Source organism: Microbacterium sp. ZW3a (genome assembly GCF_057167165.1).
The window spans coordinates 1369093-1384216 of record NZ_CM169903.1 but is presented as its reverse complement, the minus strand read 5'-3'; the positions used below and the strand labels follow the sequence as shown (position 1 = coordinate 1384216).

Here is a 15124-nt window from a genome sequence, read left to right as displayed (position 1 = left end):
GTCAGGCGTCGACGCCGAGGATGTCGAAGACGTAGACCAGGGCGGTGTCGGCGGGGGCCCGGAAGGCCGTCTGGTCGTCGGTCGTCTGGTCGGCCGGAACCACGACGAGCACCTGCGAACCGACCGTCTGCCCCTCGAGGGCCGCGGCGATGTGTGCGGGCATGCGCGACGGAGCGGCCGAGATCGGGGCCTGGCCCCACGTCGATGCGAACGGCTCGCGCCCGTTCCAGGCGACACCCAGCACGTGCACACGGGCGACCTCGTCGGCGGTCAACGCCGGGCCGTTGCCCTTCTTCAGCGTCTGGACCGTGACCTCGGTGGGCGCGTCACCGTTGGGGATCGTCACTCCGGGCTGGCCGTCCGGGGCGCGAACCACGGAGGGCAGACCGAAGCCGGCGGTGAACTGGTCGGCGCCGTCGGCGGCGGGCAGGTACACCCGTTCGACATCGGCCACGACGACCGCCGAGCCACCCTCGGGGATGCCGAGACCCTGGGCGGCCTGCGGACCGACGCTGTCGTAGGGCATCGCCACGACGACACGGGAGCCCTGCGTGGAGCACAGCATCGCGGAGGAGAAGTCGGGGAAGGTCGCATCCCACTCCGAGAGCGGCTGGGCGTTCTGCACGTTGCCGTCGTAGCGGGAGCCGACGATGCGCTCGCCCGTCACGCCGTTGTAGACCGTGAGGTCGAGCAGCACGAGCTGATCGGGCTGCGTGATGCGCTCACCGTCACCCGCGACCACCGTGTGCACCGAACGCTCGGACGGCAGGAACGGCGAACGCACCTGGGCCTCGGGCGCCGTGCCCACTTCTCCGTCGACGGAAACGGCCTCGACGGCGCGCGGGTCGGCGGTGGGGGCCGCACAGGCGGAGGCGTCGGTTCCGGGGGATGCCGTGCATCCGACGAGGCCGAATCCGGCCAGGGCGGTCACGGCGACGAGGGCGGGAAGTCTGCGCACCGGATTAGTTTAGGCGGTCGGCTGGGCGGGCTCCGTCGGCGCCTGCCCGGGTTCGCTCCGCCGTCGCACGCCGTCCGCGGCTTTCTGTGCCTCGCGGACCCGCTTGCGGAGGTTCTTGTCGGTGATCTCACGGTCTCCCACGGCGCCCGGGGTCCACAGCTCGACGTCCTCGTCGCCGTAGCTGGACTTCGACGCGCGGCGCTTCACCTCGGGCGGAACCGCGCCCGGAGCCAAGCGTCGGGCGGTGAGGAGGAATCCCGTGTGCGCGACCATCCGGTGATCGGGGCGAACGGCCAGACCCTCGACGTGCCATCCGCGCACCATCGTCTCGGAGGCATCGGGGTCGGTGAACAGCCCCGTACCGCGGATGTACTCCGCGACGCGGCTGAGCTGCGTGGCCGTGGCGACGTAGCAGAGCACCACACCGCCGGGGGTGAGCGCGTCGGCGGCGACGTCGATGCACTCCCACGGCGCGAGCATGTCGAGCACCACACGGTCGACGGATGCCGGAGCGACGACGTCCGGCAGATTCTCGACGAGGTCGCCGACGACGACCTCCCACGTCGCGGGCGCGGTGCCGAGGAAAGTCTCGACGTTGGCGCGGGCGACGTCGGCGAACTCCTCGCGGCGCTCGAACGACACGAGGCGGCCGGCGGGGCCGATCGCCCGCAGGAGCCAGAGCGAGAGCGCCCCCGAGCCGACCCCGGCCTCGACGACGGTCGCGCCGGGGAAGATGTCGGCCTGGGAGAGGATCTGCGCGGCATCCTTCGGGTACACGATCGCGGCGCCGCGCGGCATCGACATCACGAAGTCCCGCAGTAGCGGACGCAGGGCCAGGTAGTCGTGACCGGAGCTGTTCGTCACGACGCTGCCGTCGGGCTGGCCGACCAGCAGGTCGTGTCGGAGCACGCCGTTGTGGGTGTGCAGTTCGCCGTCCTCGCGGAGCGTGATGGTGTGCATCCGCCCCTTCGGCCCGGTCAGCTGCACGCGGTCGCCGACCCGGAAGGGTCCGCTCAGGTGCGGGGTCTCGCTCATCGGGGCTCCTGCGGGTTCGTGGCGGTGGAAAGGGCGGGGGCGTGCGCAGCGTGAAGTGCGCGCAGGTCGGCGGCGGTGCGGCCTTCGAGGGTCGGCCAGAGCGCGTGGGCTCCGACACCGTCGAGCGGCACCATGAGGGGAACACCGAGCGTCACAGCGCCGCTGGCGAGCGCCGAACGCAGACCGTTGGGCGAGTCCTCGATGGCGACGGCGTCGGCGATGTCGATGCCGAGCGCCGCGCACGCCTGGAGGTAGGGGTCGGGGTGGGGCTTGGGCCGTTCTACGTCGTCGCCCGCGACGACCACGTCGAACGCCGGGAAATCGATGAGCTCGACGATCGAGAGCGCCATGCGGCGCATCGACATCGTGACCAGGGCCGTCTGGATACCCTCGCGCCGCAGGTCAGCGAGAAGCTCGCGCGCGCCCGGCCGGAACGGCACTCCCTCGCGGGCCAGCTGGCGCAGAACCTCGTCGGTCAGGTGGGCGATGATCTCGTCGACACCCCACGGCACTCCGGCGTTCTGCAGCAGCCGCGCCGAGTCCTCCAGGGCCAGGCCCACCATGCCGAGCGCATCCGCGTGCGTCCACGTACCGCCGAAGCGCTCCACGAGCGGGGTCTCGGCGGCCATCCAGAACGGCTCGGTGTCGACCAGGGTGCCGTCCATGTCCCAGAGGACCACGGCGGGGGCGGAAGAAGTCATCGTTCCATCGTATCGAGGGCGCCGGGCGCTCCGAGCGCCCCCTCGGGCGCATACGCCTATCCTGGAACCCAGCCCCGCAGGGGCAGAGGAGGTTGCGTGGACGCACTGGGTCGCCGGATCATCGTCGCCGCTTTCGACGGCTGGAACGACGCCGGAGAGGCGGCGTCCGCCGCCGCGTCGATGCTGCGAGCGAGCACCGAGTACGAGGTCGTGCATACGGCCGATCCGGAGCTGTACTTCGACTACCAGTACACGCGCCCGCAGGTCGGCGTCGACGCTGAGGGACGGCGCACCCTCACGTGGCCGGAGGCGACCCTGCTCCGCCCCACCCAGCGCACGGAGGAGCCCGAGATCTGGCTTCTCGTCGGGGTCGAGCCGGCGCGCGCCTGGCAGGCCTTTGCGGCCGAGTTCATCGACGTGGCCCTGCGCGAAGACGTCACCGGGTTCGTCGCCCTGGGCTCGATGATGTCCGATGTCCCCCACACCCGGCCCATCTCGGTGTTCGGCGGGAGCGACAACGAGGCGGTACGCCAGTCCCTCGGGCTCGAACGCAGCCTGTACGAGGGCCCGGTGGGCATCCTCAGCGCGATCGGCTACGCGGCCGAGGGCGTCGGCATCCCGACCGCCAGCCTCTGGGCCAGCGTGCCGCACTACGTCGCGGGCCACACGCCCTCCCCCAAAGCCACCCTGGCCCTGCTCGACCGGCTCGAGACGATCACCGGCATCGGCGTCCCCCGCGGCGAACTCGCCGCCGAGGCTCTCGCCTGGGAGGCCTCGATCGACGCCGCGGCCGCCGACGACGACGAGATGCGCGACTACATCCACCAGCTCGAGCAGACCCGCGACACGTGGGACTCGCCCGAGGCCTCGGGCGACGCGATCGCGCAGGAGTTCGAGCGGTACCTGCGCCGCGGGGGCGAGGGACCGGCCAAGCCCGGGCGCGACGACCCGCCCCGCCGCTGAGCGAACGCAACGACGGCGCCGTCCCCGAGGGGGCGGCGCCGTCGTGATTCGTGCGAGCTCAGCCGGCGATGATCGCGGACTCCGCCGGGACGACGCCCGTGAGCAGCAGGACGATGACCACGATGCCCAGCACCACGCGGTAGATCACGAACGGCAGGAAGCTGCCCTTCTTGAGGTACTGCATGAGGAACGCGATCACGAGGTATCCCGCAACGAAGGCGATCACGGTCGCGATGCCCGTCTCGCCGAGCGTGTACGGGCCCGTGCCCTCGTCGAAGCTCTTGTACAGCTCGTAGAACCCGCTCGTGAACACCGCCGGGACGGCGAGCAGGAAGGCGTACTCGGCCACCGCCGTGCGGTTGTACCCGAGAGCGCGACCGAGGGTGGTCGTTGCGCCGGAGCGTGAGACGCCCGGTACGAGGGCCAGCGCCTGAGCGAACCCGTAGGCGAGGCCGTGCGGGTAGGTGAGGTCGTCGAGGTCACGGCGCCGCTTGCCGTAGTGGTCCGCCAGGCCGAGCAGGATGCCGAACACGATCAGCACGACCGCGGTGATCCACAGGCTCCGGAAGTTGTCGCGGATCAGGCTCTGAAGCAGGAACCCCAGCACGGCGATGGGGATGGTGCCGATGATGATCAGCCACCCCATGCGGGCGTCGGGGTCGTTGCGCGGCACCTTGCCGGTCAGCGAGCGGAACCAGCGGGAGATGACGCGGCCGATCTTCTTGCGGAAGTAGATCAGCACCGCCAGCTCCGTGCCGATCTGGGTGATCGCGGTGAAGGTCGCTCCCGGGTCGGTCTGTGACGGCAGGAACTCGCCCACGATGCGCAAGTGGGCGCTGGAGGAGATGGGGAGGAACTCGGTCAGGCCCTGGACGAGCCCGAGGATGATGACCTCGAAGATATTCATGAAGTCCTTCAGTACGTCCGGATGAGGTCGGCGAGGACTCGACGACCGAACTCGAGCGCGTCGACGGGAACGCGCTCATCGACACCGTGGAACATCCCGGTGAAGTCGAGATCGGACGGGAGTCGCAACGGCGCGAACCCGTAACCGGAGATTCCGAGGGAGGCCAGGGCCTTGTTGTCGGTGCCGCCGCCCATGAGGTACGGGATGACCGGGACGCCAGGGTCATGCCGTCCGAGCTGCGCCACCATGGCATCCACCAGGTCGCCCGAGAACGGCACCTCGAGCCCGATGTCGCCGTGCACGAGCTGGATCTCGATGTCGGGCCCGACGATGCGCCGGATGTCGGCGAGCGCCGCCTCCTCGGTGCCCGGCAGCACGCGCACGTCGATGAGCGCCTCGGCCCGGTCGGGGATGACGTTGTGCTTGTACCCGGCTGTCAGCCCCGTCGGATTCGTCGTCGTGCGCAGCGTCGACCGCAGGAATCCGGATGCCGCCCCCGCGCGCAGGGCGAGCGCATCGGGATCGCGGTCGTCGGCGCCGGTGATCTCGGCCAGGCCCGCGAGCAGCTGCGTGGTCGTCTCGGTGAGCGTGATCGGCCACTCGGTGCGGCCGAGCGCGGCGACCGCCTCGGCCAGAACGGTGACGGCGTTGTCCGGGTGCACCGCGCTCCCGTGACCGGCTCGTCCGCGCGCGACCAGCTTGATCCACAGCAGAGCCTTCTCGCCGACCTGCAGGAGGTAGGCGCGGCGATCGTCGACCGTGATCGAGTAGCCGCCGACCTCGCTGATGGCCTCCGTCGCCCCGGCGAACCACTCGGGGCGGTCGCGCACGACCAGGGCCGAGCCCTCGACCCCGCCATTCTCCTCGTCGGCGAAGAACGTCACGACGATGTCCCGCTCGGGCTGCTCCCCCGCGCGCAGCACGTCGGCGACGGCCGTGAGGATCATGGCATCCATGTCTTTCATGTCGACCGCGCCACGACCCCACAGGATGCCGTCGCGGATCTCTCCCGCGAACGGATCGACGCTCCAGTCTTCGGCGACGGCGGGCACGACATCGAGGTGACCGTGGAGGACGAGTGCGGGCTTGTCGGGGTTGCGGCCGGGCACGCGCGCGCAGACGTTCGTGCGGCGTTCGACCGGCTCGTAGTACTCGGTCGCCAGCCCCAGGCCCTCGAGGTAGGCGCCGACGTACTCCGCCGCCTCGCGCTCGCCGTTCGAGCGGCCGCCTCCGTAGTTCGTCGTGTCGAACCGGATGAGGTCGGCGGCCACGCGGGCGACCTCGGGAAGGTCGGGCTCGTGCTCGGACATGCGCTCTACGGTACCGGGGCCGGCCCCCCTTCCCCGCCCACGCCCCCTCTCCCGGCCGCACACCGGGGCGGGACGCGCCCGGGGTGCGGCCTCGGTTTAGGACGGGGTCTGAGGCGTGGTAATGTCGTTCTTCGTTGCGAAAGCGACAGACACCCAGATGCGCGGGTGGCGGAATAGGTAGACGCGCTAGCTTGAGGTGCTAGTGCCCGTATAGGGCGTGGGGGTTCAAGTCCCCCCTCGCGCACAGAATGAAGGCCCCGGATTCGTCCGGGGCCTTTTTCGTTGGCTCCAGGAGCGGATGGGCTGCGGACTAGGGCGGGGTTGAGCCCACGCCGCCGCAGACTCCGCGTGCCGCACAGCGGGGCGAGGAGGGGCGGTGGGAACGCCCCTCCTCGTGCCCGGAAACGACAGACCGTACACGGTGGGCCCCGCCCCCGGAGACTCCGCACAGTCACGCATTCGGCAGACTCAGCGCGCAGGGAGACGGGCGGTAAGCGTCCACCGCCCACCGTCGACGTTCGTGTGCAAGTTCCCACCGAGAAGGGTCACACGCTCGCGCAAGCGGTCGAGCCCGTATCCCGACGAGGGAACGTGCGTCGCGCGATGTGGGCCGCCGATCGAATTGGATATCTCGACGAGGACTCCGTCGTGTATCGATTCCACGACGATCGACACGGTCGGGTGTTCGGGCGCGTGCTTGGCGATGTTGGTCGCGCCCTCGCGGAGCAAGTGCACCAGCGTCTGCTCCACCGCCGCCGACAATTTGTCTTCAATGGGAGCCCGCACGGTCACGCTCGCGCCCAGTCTCTCAAGAGAGCTCCGCACGTCCTCCAAGGCGCTCACTGCGCTAGCCGGGGCCTCGCCTGCCACGCTCGCCGTGACGCGATCGTCGCGGACGATGCGCAGCATGCGGCGGATGTCGGCCAGCGCCTGGTCGGCGCTGGATCGAATGGCCCGGATTGACTGCTCACGCAGGTGCGGGTCGTCGACGCGCTCGAGCACGCGGACGTGCATCGACACGAGGGTGACGTCATGCGCGATGATGTCGTGGAGTTCGTCGGCGATTCGTTCACGCTCCGCCTCGATGGCGGCCGCACGCGCCCCCTCCAGCCGCTCGATGTCCCGCGCGAAGCGGCGCTCCCGGCCGTGAGCCGCCCTCAGTGCCCACCCGATACCCGCCGAGACGGCCAGCACGAGAGCCAAAGCGGGAAGTGCAGTGCTCGACAACGCGCCCGGCGCACTCGCGGCGAACGCTGCCAAAGCGGCGGTCGCCGCACCGTAGATGCCGACGAACCAGCCGGGGCACGTATAGACGACGAGACCGGCGACGATGACGAGGTAGAGAAACTGCGGTCCGCTCTGACCCGACGCAGTCTCCACGAGTGCGGTCAGCAAGAGGCTCACCACCGCGACCGGCGGCCACCAGACGAACAGCGACGTCGCGAGCGTCGCCGCGAGCCCGAGCGCCATCCCCTGCCAGGACACCGCCGATCCGTTGAAGTAGAGGATCACGTCGACGATCAGGACGATGCCCAACAGAGTCAGCAGTGCGATCCGCCCGCGCAAAGGAAGGCGTGTGAAGCCCGCGCCCGCATCTGCGTCTGACGGCACACCCGACCCTCGCACGGGACGACGGTGCTCCTTCACCGTCCCATCATGACCGGTCCCCGCCCGTCACACGCAGATACCGAGCATCTTGCACAACTCCGTCATGATCGGCCCTGCGGGGGTCAGCTGGGCCGAGAGCAGAGCGAAATCAGCGAACATGTGTCCTCCTCGAAACGGTTAACGAGTCACACCCTGACGAACCGCGCCGGCTCTCACCGCCCCCAAAAGCACTCCGAACGAGAGACTTTCGTATGCAGTGCCCCCGCACGGCGGGCACGTAGCATGATCGCGATGGAACCGATCCGCGTGCTCATCGCCGATGACGAGGCACTCGTCCGACATGCGCTGCGGATCTTCGTCGACACGGGCGGAGACACGACCGTTGTCGGAGAGGCCTCCGACGGCGACGAGGCGTTCGCTCTCGCGGGACGCCTGCGACCGGACATCGTGCTGATGGACCTGCAGATGCCCCGCGTGTCGGGCATCGAGGCGACTCGTCTGATCACCGCGGCGTTCCCGGAGGTGCGCGTACTCGCCGTCACCACCTTCTCGACGCAGCGCCACGTCATCCCGGCTCTACGTGCAGGGGCGTCGGGATACCTGGTGAAGGACACCGATCCCGACGACATCGTCGATGCGATCCGCGAAGTGGCGGCCGGGCGCTCGGCCATGTCCCCGCGGCTGACACGTGAGCTCATCCTCTCGTTGAAGAGCGACACCGAGCAGGCGCACGGCGCTTCCCCGACTCCCGAAGCCCTCACGCCCCGAGAGCTGTCGGTCGTTCGGGCGATCGCGCAGGGTCGCTCCAACGCGGAGATCGCCCGCCAGCTCCATCTTGCCGAGCCGACAGTCAAAGCGAACCTCGGCCGGGTGATGTCGAAATGGGGCGTGCGGGATCGAGTCCAGGTGCTCATCTACGCCATCACGAAGAGCGTCATCGAGGTCGACTCCCTCGACCTCGGCGAGAGCGAGCGACGGGAAATGAACGGATGACCGTCATCGATACGAACGGTTGCGGGGCGAGACTTTCGAAGCTGCCGAGGCAGATATCGCGCTCACGAAGCTGTGACCAGGCGGTCCCGGGTGGTCCGGGGACAACCACCGCCTCGCAGCAAAGGAACGCACCATGTGGGCAGTCATCAAGAGAATCCTCGACCTGGCGTGGAAGTACGGAGTCAGCGCGGTCAACGCGGTGGCCGCTTGGGTCCAGCGCAACTGGGCGACGGTGGAGGTCTGGCTGCGTCGCCTCACCATTGAGCAGGTCATCGAGCGCATTCTCAACATCCTCGGGCTGTGACGGGGTGAGGTGCGTGCCGTGACCCTGTGGAGCGGTTCCCGCGCGACGGGGTCACGGCACGCCTTCCGAGAACGCGGAGATGAACGAAACCCAGGGCGAGGAGCCGCGGATGATGGTTACGACGGACACACGAGCCGGTGTGGCCACGATGGATGAGAGCGAGAGCCTGCCACCGGCGGCCCTCAGCTACGAGAACCTGCGCACCCTCGTAACGGCGGTCCCGGTGGCCGCCGCACTGGCGGCTGCGGGCATCCTCATCGGAGCGGAGGTGGTCACCGTGGCCACGTTGTGGGTGCTGCTCCCCCTCTGTGTGATCGGCACCGCCCTCGACCTCGCCGTGATCAACCGGCTGCAATATCGCGCCTATCGCTTCAGCGTTGTGCGCGGAGCCGTCGAGATCCAACACGGTATCGTGCTGCGCTCCCGCACCACCGTGTCCGCCGTCCAGGTGCTGAGCGTCGACCTTGTGCAAGGTCCGCTGTTGCGGGCGAAGGGACTCACCGTCGTCGCACTGCGCACCGTCGGCGGCTCGGTCAAACTCGGGCCCGTTTGCCCGGCGACGGCCGATCGCGTGCGCTCGCAGGTACTGAAGGCCCTGGACGGCGCGACGTGACCGCGCCGGCCGGACGGCGCTCCTCCGCATGGCTCCTCATGGTCGAGGGTGCACAGTTCATGGCATCCTTCGTAGTTCTCGGAGTCGCGCTGTGGTTCTGGGCCGGCCACGGCAGCGCGCTCGCAGCGGTCCTGCTCCCCATCGCCCTCTTCGGCTACGGTCCCCTGAGACTGGGGTGGATCGTCGCGCGCTGGATCGTCGAGACCTACAGCTGCACGGAGGACGCCCTCACTGCCCGTTCCGGCGTCTTCCGCCGACAAGAGCGGCACTTGCCGTGGAGTGCCGTGGTGGCGGTGGACGAGCAGGCGGGGCTGCTCTTCCGGCTCTTCCGCATCCGACGCCTCCAGCTTGCACCATCCGACGCCGCGGGAGGATCGGTGGTGTTGCGGGCCCTGGATGCCGCGTCCGCCGCCGAAGTTCGCCGCCGTGTCCACACGAACCGGCGGGGCGACGCGATGGGCGAATCGACGCACACAGCGGGTGTGATCTACCGCACCTCCTGGCGGGAACTCGCGCTGATGAGCGTCGTCAACGGGCGCTTCGCCCTTCTCGCGCCGCCGGCGCTGTTCGCTGCGTGGACGTTCCTCGAAGACGTCGGCGTCAGCACGTTCGCCTTCGAACTGTTCCGCCGACTCCCGGCGGCCGTGCTGGCGCTCGTGTCGGTGCTCGCCTTTATTGTTATCGGCACCCTCGCGACGATCTCGCGCTATCAGGGTTTCTCGGCCCGGGTCAGCGCGGAACGCACCCTGGTGCTCAGCTACGGCCTCGTCGAGAAGCGCGAACGGCACATCGACCTCGCCTCGATCGAGGGCATCGTCTTGCGCCGGTCCCTCGTCGAGCAGCTGTTGCGTCGCTCACGGCTCGCGGTCTTGACGTTCAAGGGGGCGGATGATGTCGGCGCGAGCCACGTGCTCCCCTCGCTTCCCGATGGGATCGTCCGCCGGATCGCCCGATCCCAATTCGCCGACCTCACCGGGGAGTCCGCCATCCTGCCCGATCGTCCGCCGCGACTGTTCCGTCAGGTGGCGCGGGCCGCGGCGATCCTCGCCGGCCCCGGCGCTGTCGGCGCGTGGCTCCTCGGCCTCGGCGTCAGCATCGGGCTGACCGCGGCGGCCTCCCTAGCGGCTCTGGGGATCGTGACGACGATCGCCCGGGTGCTCGTGCTCTCGCTCGAGGTAGGCACGACAGACGTGATGAGGATCGAGCGCCACATCGTCACAGAGACCGAGACGTTCGTGCGGGCACGCTCGTGTCACAGCGTCTCGAGCGTGCACGTGCGTGAGACTGCGCGTCCGCTGTTGTTCTCGGTCCACCTGTACGCAGGCGGCGCCCGACACTACCTGGGCACGCGGTGCTCCGGCGAGAGCATCCGTCGTCTGCGCGATGTCGCCCGGCGCGCGTCACGGTCGAGCGCACAGCGGCAGAAGCAACTCGCCACGACATCTGAACCACGATCGTGACCACCGCGGCATCACCCACTGACTCCGAGGAGCAGCTCTCGTGATTACCTTCGAGAACGTGTCGAAAAGCGTCGGCGCCCGCCGACTTCTCGACGATGTGTCCTTCGCCGTCCCTCGAGGACGGATCACCGGCTTCGTCGGCCCCAACGGCGCGGGCAAATCAACCACCATGCGGGTCGCCCTCGGTCTGACCTCGGCGCAGACGGGGCGGGTGCTCTTCGATGGACGCCCCTACCGTTCCCTGCGCGCGCCGCTCCGAGAGGTCGGCAGCCTCCTCGACGCGCGTTGGCTCATGCCTCACCTGCGCACCCGGGACGTGCTCGACTACGTCGCACGCACGCAAGGCCTGCGCCCCGACAGCGCCGCCCTGCTGGCGATGACCGGGCTCAGCGACGCGGCGGATCGGCGCGTCCGTCACCTGTCCCTCGGCATGCGTCAGCGTCTCGGCATCGCGGTGGCGCTCATCGGCTCGCCCCGGTACCTCGTGCTAGACGAACCGCTGAACGGTCTCGACCCGGGCGGCATCGCCTGGCTCCGCGACACCCTGTCACGGTTGCGCGCGGCGGGCGTCGGAATAATGCTGTCTTCGCACATCGTGAGCGAACTGGCCCTCATCGCCGACGACGTCGTCGTGATCGACAGGGGTCGGATCGTGCTCACCGGCACTCTGGACGACCTCGCCGCCCGGGGCCGCCCGCACGTGCTGGCGCGTGCGGACGCGCCTGACGACTTGCTCGCCGCAGCCGCGGACCACGGCGGGACGCCCTGGACCGACGGCGCCGGACTCGTCGTCATCGCGGACATGACCGCAAGGGAGGTGTTCGCGCTCGCCGCACACCGCGGGATCGTGCTCGAGGAGCTGTCGACGCGACACCGTTCGCTGGATGACATCTATCGCGACGCGATCGGCGAACAGACGCGGGAAAGACTGGGTGCACCATGACGATTCACGACCAGGAGGCGCCCTCACGCGGCATCCGCACCGCCGCGCTCTTCCGCGCGGAGTGGGGGCGCGCCACGCGCACGCGGTCGACCGTCGTCCTCCTTGCCCTGGCGGCGCTGGCGACCCTCGCGATCTTCGCCACTCGTGCCCTTCTCGTCGGCAACACCGAAGATCCTCTCGAGGGCGATCTGGTCGTTCTCAGCGCAGATGTCATCGGCTTTTCCGTCTTCCTCGCCGCGGCGCTCGCCATTTCACGTGATCACCAATCGGGGTCCGTCGAACTCGTGCGCGTGCTCGTTCCCACCCGTGGACGCCAGCTCCTGGCGTTCGCCGCGGCACACGCGGCTCTCGCCGTCGCCGTCGTACTCGTCGTCATCACCGTGGGAATCATCGTCAGCCTCGCAGTCGATCCGTCGACGGGTGTCAGCGCGCGCTTCGTCGATGGCGCGGGCCGCCTCATGCTGACGACCGCACTGCTTGCCGTTGCCGGCAGCGGCCTGGGCTCCCTATGCCGGTCGTCAGCGCTTGCGACCTTCGTCGCCCTCGCCCTGTACCTGCTTCTGCCGATCGCGCTGGTCGTCGCCGGTTTCACCGGCCAGCCCTGGGCGAGCTCCGTAGCCGACGGCACCCTGGGGGTGCTCGCTTCCACCGCGATCTCGTCCGCGCCCGGCGCGTGGGTGGCCGTTGCCGGTGTGATGGCGTGGGCGGCGGCGCTCATGGCCCTCGGCCTCGTGCGCGCCCGAACGGATTCCTAGCGCCACAGGCGTCGTCTTCGGCGCCGGGCACGCCGTTGCCTCGATGGCGTTGCCGTGCCGCGGGCCGACGGGGGCCGGCGCCCTCCGCAGCCGCCCGGAACGAGGCGGGGATGCCGGGCGCCAGTGCTGTCGCGCATCCCGTGACGCCACGGAAATATGAGCGTGACATCCACCGCTTAGCGTCGAGGCATACCGCAAGAACGGATGCCACATGTACCGGTTCCACGTTCCCACCATTGACATCTCCCCCTGGGTCGGCCCGGGGCCCGACCACGCACGCGACGCCATCGTCGCGGCCGTCGACCACGCCTGCCGCACCGTCGGGTTCATGCAGATCGTGGGTCATGGCATCCCGAACGTCGTCATCGACGACCTCGAAGCCGGGATCGATGAGTTCTTCGCGCTGCCGCTGGAAGTCAAGAAGCAGTACGTGCGACCCGCGTCCGAGAACCGCGGATACACCCCACCCAAGAGCGAATCGCTGAGCTACAGCCTCGGCGTCGACCCGGTGACGCGCATGAACGACTTCTTCGAGGCGTTCAACGTCGGGACGTCGTGGCGGGAGTATCCCGGGACCGCGGCGACCGCCGCCGACTACGCCGAGAACACGTGGCCGGATGCCGTTCCTCCCTTCCGCTCCGCGGTCGAGGAGTACTACGTCGAGGCGCGGCGGGTCGCTCGCACCCTGACGCAGATCTTCGCGGCCGCCCTGCGCGTGCCCGAGGACTTCTTCGACGCCCTCACCGACCACTCCATCGACGTCTTGCGGATGAACAACTACGCCCTGCCGCCGGGCTCGATCGAGCTCGGTGCCGAGCTGACGGGCATGGGCGAGCACACCGACTTCGGCCTGGTCACCGTGCTGTAGGCCGATCAGGTGGCCGGGCTCCAGGTGCTGGGACTGGACGGATCGTGGAACGACGTCATGCCCGCGGACGGGGCGCTGCTGGTGAACATCGGCGACGTCGCCGCGCGTCTGACCAACGACAAGTGGCTCTCGACGCTGCACCGCGTCAAGCCACCCGTGATCGACGGGACGATCGAGCGGCGCCGGTCGGCGGCGTTCTTCCACGACGGGAACGCGGATGCCGTCGTCGAGGTGCTCCCCCACTTCGTGACGCCCGAGGCGCCGGCACTGTACGAGCCGGTCACCGTCGCGCAACACATCGCCGCGAAGCTCGCCGGCTCCCGCGCCGGCCGCAAGAACGTCAGCGCGGTGCGCGAAGCCGCGCGCGTGCACGCAAGCCGCGGCTGACCCCGCCCCGCTCCCCACCGCCGCGCCCGCGCCCGCGCCGCCCACCCCGCGCGCGCCCGCGCCGCCGCCGCCCGCGCCGCCGCCGCCCACCCCGCCGCGTGCCCGCGCCCGCGCCCGCGCCCGCGCCCGCGCCGCGCACACCCCACCCCACGCGATAAACGCGATCTGCGGCGAAACACGCCGCGAGAGCGCGTTTCCCGGCGCAGATCGCGTTTATCGATGGATGCCGGGGCCTCAGGCCGCGGACACCCCGAACAGCAGGCCCAACACGTACGTCACGGCGGCGGCGCCGAAACCGATCGCGAGCTGACGCAGACCGCGCTTGAGCGGCGATGCCCCGGAGAGCAGCCCCACCATCGCGCCGGTGCCGAGGAGGGCGACGCCCACGAGCACGAGGGCGACCACGACCGCAACGAGACCGCTCAGTCCGAACAGCCACGGCAGCACGGGGATGATCGCGCCCGAGGCGAAGAACAGGAAGCTCGACAGGGCCGCCCCCCAGGCGCTCCCGACCACATCGCGCGAGGACTCGCCGGGAGCGGCCGCCACCGGCGCGGTCCCGTTCTGCGCGGCCGAGACAACCTCGCGCGCCGTCTCGAGAGCCCGGTCGGCGTCCATGCCGCGGGTGCGGTACACGAGCGCGAGCTCGTTGGCATCCAGGTCGAGGTGCGGCAGCGCGGAGTGCGCGTAGTCGCTCTCCTCGGTGGCCTCGAGGAGCTCCCGCTGCGAGCGCACCGAGACGAACTCGCCCGCGCCCATCGACAGGGCGCCCGCGAGGAGGCCCGCAATCCCGCTGAACAGGACGAAGCTCGGCGCAACGCCGGTCGCGCCCACACCCATCACGAGCGCGAGGTTCGATACGAGGCCGTCGTTCGCGCCGAACACGGCGGCGCGGAACGTCCCCGACAGGCGGCGGCGGCCGCGAGCGGCGAGCCCGCGCACGACCTCGTGGTGCACGCGCTCATCGGCGGCCATCTGCGCGGTCGCGTACGGCTCGTCGGCGTAGGGCGAGCGCGCCTCGGCGTTCTGGGCGAGGGCGAGCACGAAGATCGAGCCGAAGCGGCGCGCCATCCACGCGAGCATCGTCGTGCCGATACCCGGACGCGGCAGACGCTGCGGGGTGTCGCCGAGCAGGTCGAGCCAGTGCTGCTCGTGGCGTCCCTCGGCTTCGGCGAGCGCGAGCAGGATCTCCCGCTCCTCCCCGCTGCGCCGGCTGGCGAGATCGCGGTACACGCGGGCCTCGGCGCGTTCGTCGACGAGATACCGCGCCCAGCGGCGGCGGTCACGGGCGGTGGGTGTGGCGGCGATCGTCACGGTGC

The 15124-nt window shown here is 70.0% G+C and carries 16 protein-coding genes and 1 tRNA gene; 10 read left to right on the top strand and 7 right to left on the bottom strand.

Annotated features, from left to right (window positions below; translation table 11 throughout):
• Nucleotide 1: 1 nt before the first annotated feature.
• The 3 genes from ACU6WY_RS06495 to ACU6WY_RS06485 are packed head-to-tail and all read right to left on the bottom strand — an operon-like array spanning nt 2 to nt 2694.
• On the bottom strand, nt 2-958 hold the full coding sequence (locus ACU6WY_RS06495) for an FKBP-type peptidyl-prolyl cis-trans isomerase (protein WP_483821632.1): 957 nt from the start codon (nt 956-958) through the stop codon (nt 2-4).
• 9 nt (nt 959-967) lie between these two features.
• Complete coding sequence (locus ACU6WY_RS06490; protein WP_483821631.1) at nt 968-1993, bottom strand: tRNA (adenine-N1)-methyltransferase; 1026 nt, start codon at nt 1991-1993, stop codon at nt 968-970.
• On the bottom strand, nt 1990-2694 hold the full coding sequence (locus tag ACU6WY_RS06485) for an HAD family hydrolase (protein ID WP_483821630.1): 705 nt from the start codon (nt 2692-2694) through the stop codon (nt 1990-1992). The genes ACU6WY_RS06490 and ACU6WY_RS06485 overlap by 4 nt, the downstream gene beginning before the upstream one ends.
• A 96-nt stretch (nt 2695-2790) precedes the next feature.
• Here ACU6WY_RS06485 and ACU6WY_RS06480 point away from each other — a divergent pair, with 96 nt between their 5' ends.
• Complete coding sequence (locus tag ACU6WY_RS06480; RefSeq protein WP_483821629.1) at nt 2791-3657, top strand: PAC2 family protein; 867 nt, start codon at nt 2791-2793, stop codon at nt 3655-3657.
• 58 nt (nt 3658-3715) lie between these two features.
• Here the strand turns inward: ACU6WY_RS06480 and ACU6WY_RS06475 are convergent, their stop codons facing one another.
• Together ACU6WY_RS06475 and ACU6WY_RS06470 are read right to left on the bottom strand one after the other, a co-directional pair.
• Complete coding sequence (locus ACU6WY_RS06475) at nt 3716-4564, bottom strand: undecaprenyl-diphosphate phosphatase (RefSeq protein ID WP_483821628.1); 849 nt, start codon at nt 4562-4564, stop codon at nt 3716-3718.
• An 8-nt stretch (nt 4565-4572) separates the two neighbouring features.
• On the bottom strand, nt 4573-5874 hold the full coding sequence (locus tag ACU6WY_RS06470) for a M20/M25/M40 family metallo-hydrolase (RefSeq protein ID WP_483821627.1): 1302 nt from the start codon (nt 5872-5874) through the stop codon (nt 4573-4575).
• A gap of 159 nt (nt 5875-6033) precedes the next feature.
• Here ACU6WY_RS06470 and ACU6WY_RS06465 point away from each other — a divergent pair.
• Nucleotides 6034-6118, top strand: a tRNA-Leu gene (locus ACU6WY_RS06465).
• A gap of 224 nt (nt 6119-6342) precedes the next feature.
• Here the strand turns inward: ACU6WY_RS06465 and ACU6WY_RS06460 are convergent.
• Nucleotides 6343-7485 carry a sensor histidine kinase gene (locus ACU6WY_RS06460; RefSeq protein WP_483821626.1) on the bottom strand — a complete coding sequence of 381 codons (1143 nt, stop codon included), beginning with the start codon at nt 7483-7485 and terminating at the stop codon, nt 6343-6345.
• Nucleotides 7486-7773: 288 nt separating this feature from the next.
• Here ACU6WY_RS06460 and ACU6WY_RS06455 point away from each other — a divergent pair, with 288 nt between their 5' ends.
• From ACU6WY_RS06455 to ACU6WY_RS06420, 8 genes are all read left to right on the top strand, one after another.
• Nucleotides 7774-8475 (top strand): response regulator, encoded by a 702-nt coding sequence (locus ACU6WY_RS06455; protein ID WP_483821625.1) that lies wholly within the window; start codon nt 7774-7776, stop codon nt 8473-8475.
• A 133-nt stretch (nt 8476-8608) separates the two neighbouring features.
• On the top strand, nt 8609-8779 hold the full coding sequence (locus ACU6WY_RS06450) for a hypothetical protein (protein WP_483821624.1): 171 nt from the start codon (nt 8609-8611) through the stop codon (nt 8777-8779).
• Nucleotides 8780-8858: 79 nt separating this feature from the next.
• Entirely contained in the window at nt 8859-9392 is a 534-nt protein-coding gene (locus ACU6WY_RS06445) for a PH domain-containing protein (RefSeq protein WP_483821623.1), read from the top strand.
• A gap of 59 nt (nt 9393-9451) precedes the next feature.
• On the top strand, nt 9452-10852 hold the full coding sequence (locus ACU6WY_RS06440; RefSeq protein WP_483821622.1) for a PH domain-containing protein: 1401 nt from the start codon (nt 9452-9454) through the stop codon (nt 10850-10852).
• Between the two features lie 40 nt (nt 10853-10892).
• Nucleotides 10893-11795 carry an ABC transporter ATP-binding protein gene (locus tag ACU6WY_RS06435; RefSeq protein ID WP_483821621.1) on the top strand — a complete coding sequence of 301 codons (903 nt, stop codon included), beginning with the start codon at nt 10893-10895 and terminating at the stop codon, nt 11793-11795.
• Nucleotides 11792-12550, top strand: a complete 759-nt coding sequence (locus tag ACU6WY_RS06430; protein WP_483821620.1) for a hypothetical protein — start codon at nt 11792-11794, stop codon at nt 12548-12550. Before ACU6WY_RS06435 ends, ACU6WY_RS06430 begins: the two co-directional genes overlap by 4 nt.
• A 211-nt stretch (nt 12551-12761) precedes the next feature.
• Nucleotides 12762-13418 carry a 2-oxoglutarate and iron-dependent oxygenase domain-containing protein gene (locus tag ACU6WY_RS06425; protein ID WP_483821619.1) on the top strand — a complete coding sequence of 219 codons (657 nt, stop codon included), beginning with the start codon at nt 12762-12764 and terminating at the stop codon, nt 13416-13418.
• 9 nt (nt 13419-13427) lie between these two features.
• Nucleotides 13428-13805: a 2OG-Fe(II) oxygenase family protein gene (locus ACU6WY_RS06420; RefSeq protein ID WP_483821618.1), complete on the top strand. Its 378-nt coding sequence runs from the start codon at nt 13428-13430 to the stop codon at nt 13803-13805.
• Between the two features lie 234 nt (nt 13806-14039).
• Here ACU6WY_RS06420 and ACU6WY_RS06415 read toward each other — a convergent pair whose 3' ends face one another.
• Nucleotides 14040-15119 carry a VIT1/CCC1 transporter family protein gene (locus ACU6WY_RS06415; RefSeq protein ID WP_483821617.1) on the bottom strand — a complete coding sequence of 360 codons (1080 nt, stop codon included), beginning with the start codon at nt 15117-15119 and terminating at the stop codon, nt 14040-14042.
• Between the last annotated feature and the right edge of the window lie 5 nt (nt 15120-15124).

Excerpts from the sequence above, each read along its gene's own strand:
- ACU6WY_RS06485 (WP_483821630.1), bottom strand. The coding sequence starts at position 2,694 with ATGACTTCTTCCGCCCCCGCCGTGGTCCTCTGGGACATGGACGGCACC.
- ACU6WY_RS06455 (WP_483821625.1), top strand. The coding sequence starts at position 7,774 with ATGGAACCGATCCGCGTGCTCATCGCCGATGACGAGGCACTCGTCCGA.
- ACU6WY_RS06475 (WP_483821628.1), bottom strand. The coding sequence starts at position 4,564 with ATGAATATCTTCGAGGTCATCATCCTCGGGCTCGTCCAGGGCCTGACC.
- ACU6WY_RS06445 (WP_483821623.1), top strand. The coding sequence starts at position 8,859 with ATGAACGAAACCCAGGGCGAGGAGCCGCGGATGATGGTTACGACGGAC.
- ACU6WY_RS06450 (WP_483821624.1), top strand. The coding sequence starts at position 8,609 with ATGTGGGCAGTCATCAAGAGAATCCTCGACCTGGCGTGGAAGTACGGA.
- ACU6WY_RS06425 (WP_483821619.1), top strand. The coding sequence starts at position 12,762 with ATGTACCGGTTCCACGTTCCCACCATTGACATCTCCCCCTGGGTCGGC.
- ACU6WY_RS06440 (WP_483821622.1), top strand. The coding sequence starts at position 9,452 with ATGGCATCCTTCGTAGTTCTCGGAGTCGCGCTGTGGTTCTGGGCCGGC.
- ACU6WY_RS06430 (WP_483821620.1), top strand. The coding sequence starts at position 11,792 with ATGACGATTCACGACCAGGAGGCGCCCTCACGCGGCATCCGCACCGCC.
- ACU6WY_RS06470 (WP_483821627.1), bottom strand. The coding sequence starts at position 5,874 with ATGTCCGAGCACGAGCCCGACCTTCCCGAGGTCGCCCGCGTGGCCGCC.
- ACU6WY_RS06490 (WP_483821631.1), bottom strand. The coding sequence starts at position 1,993 with ATGAGCGAGACCCCGCACCTGAGCGGACCCTTCCGGGTCGGCGACCGC.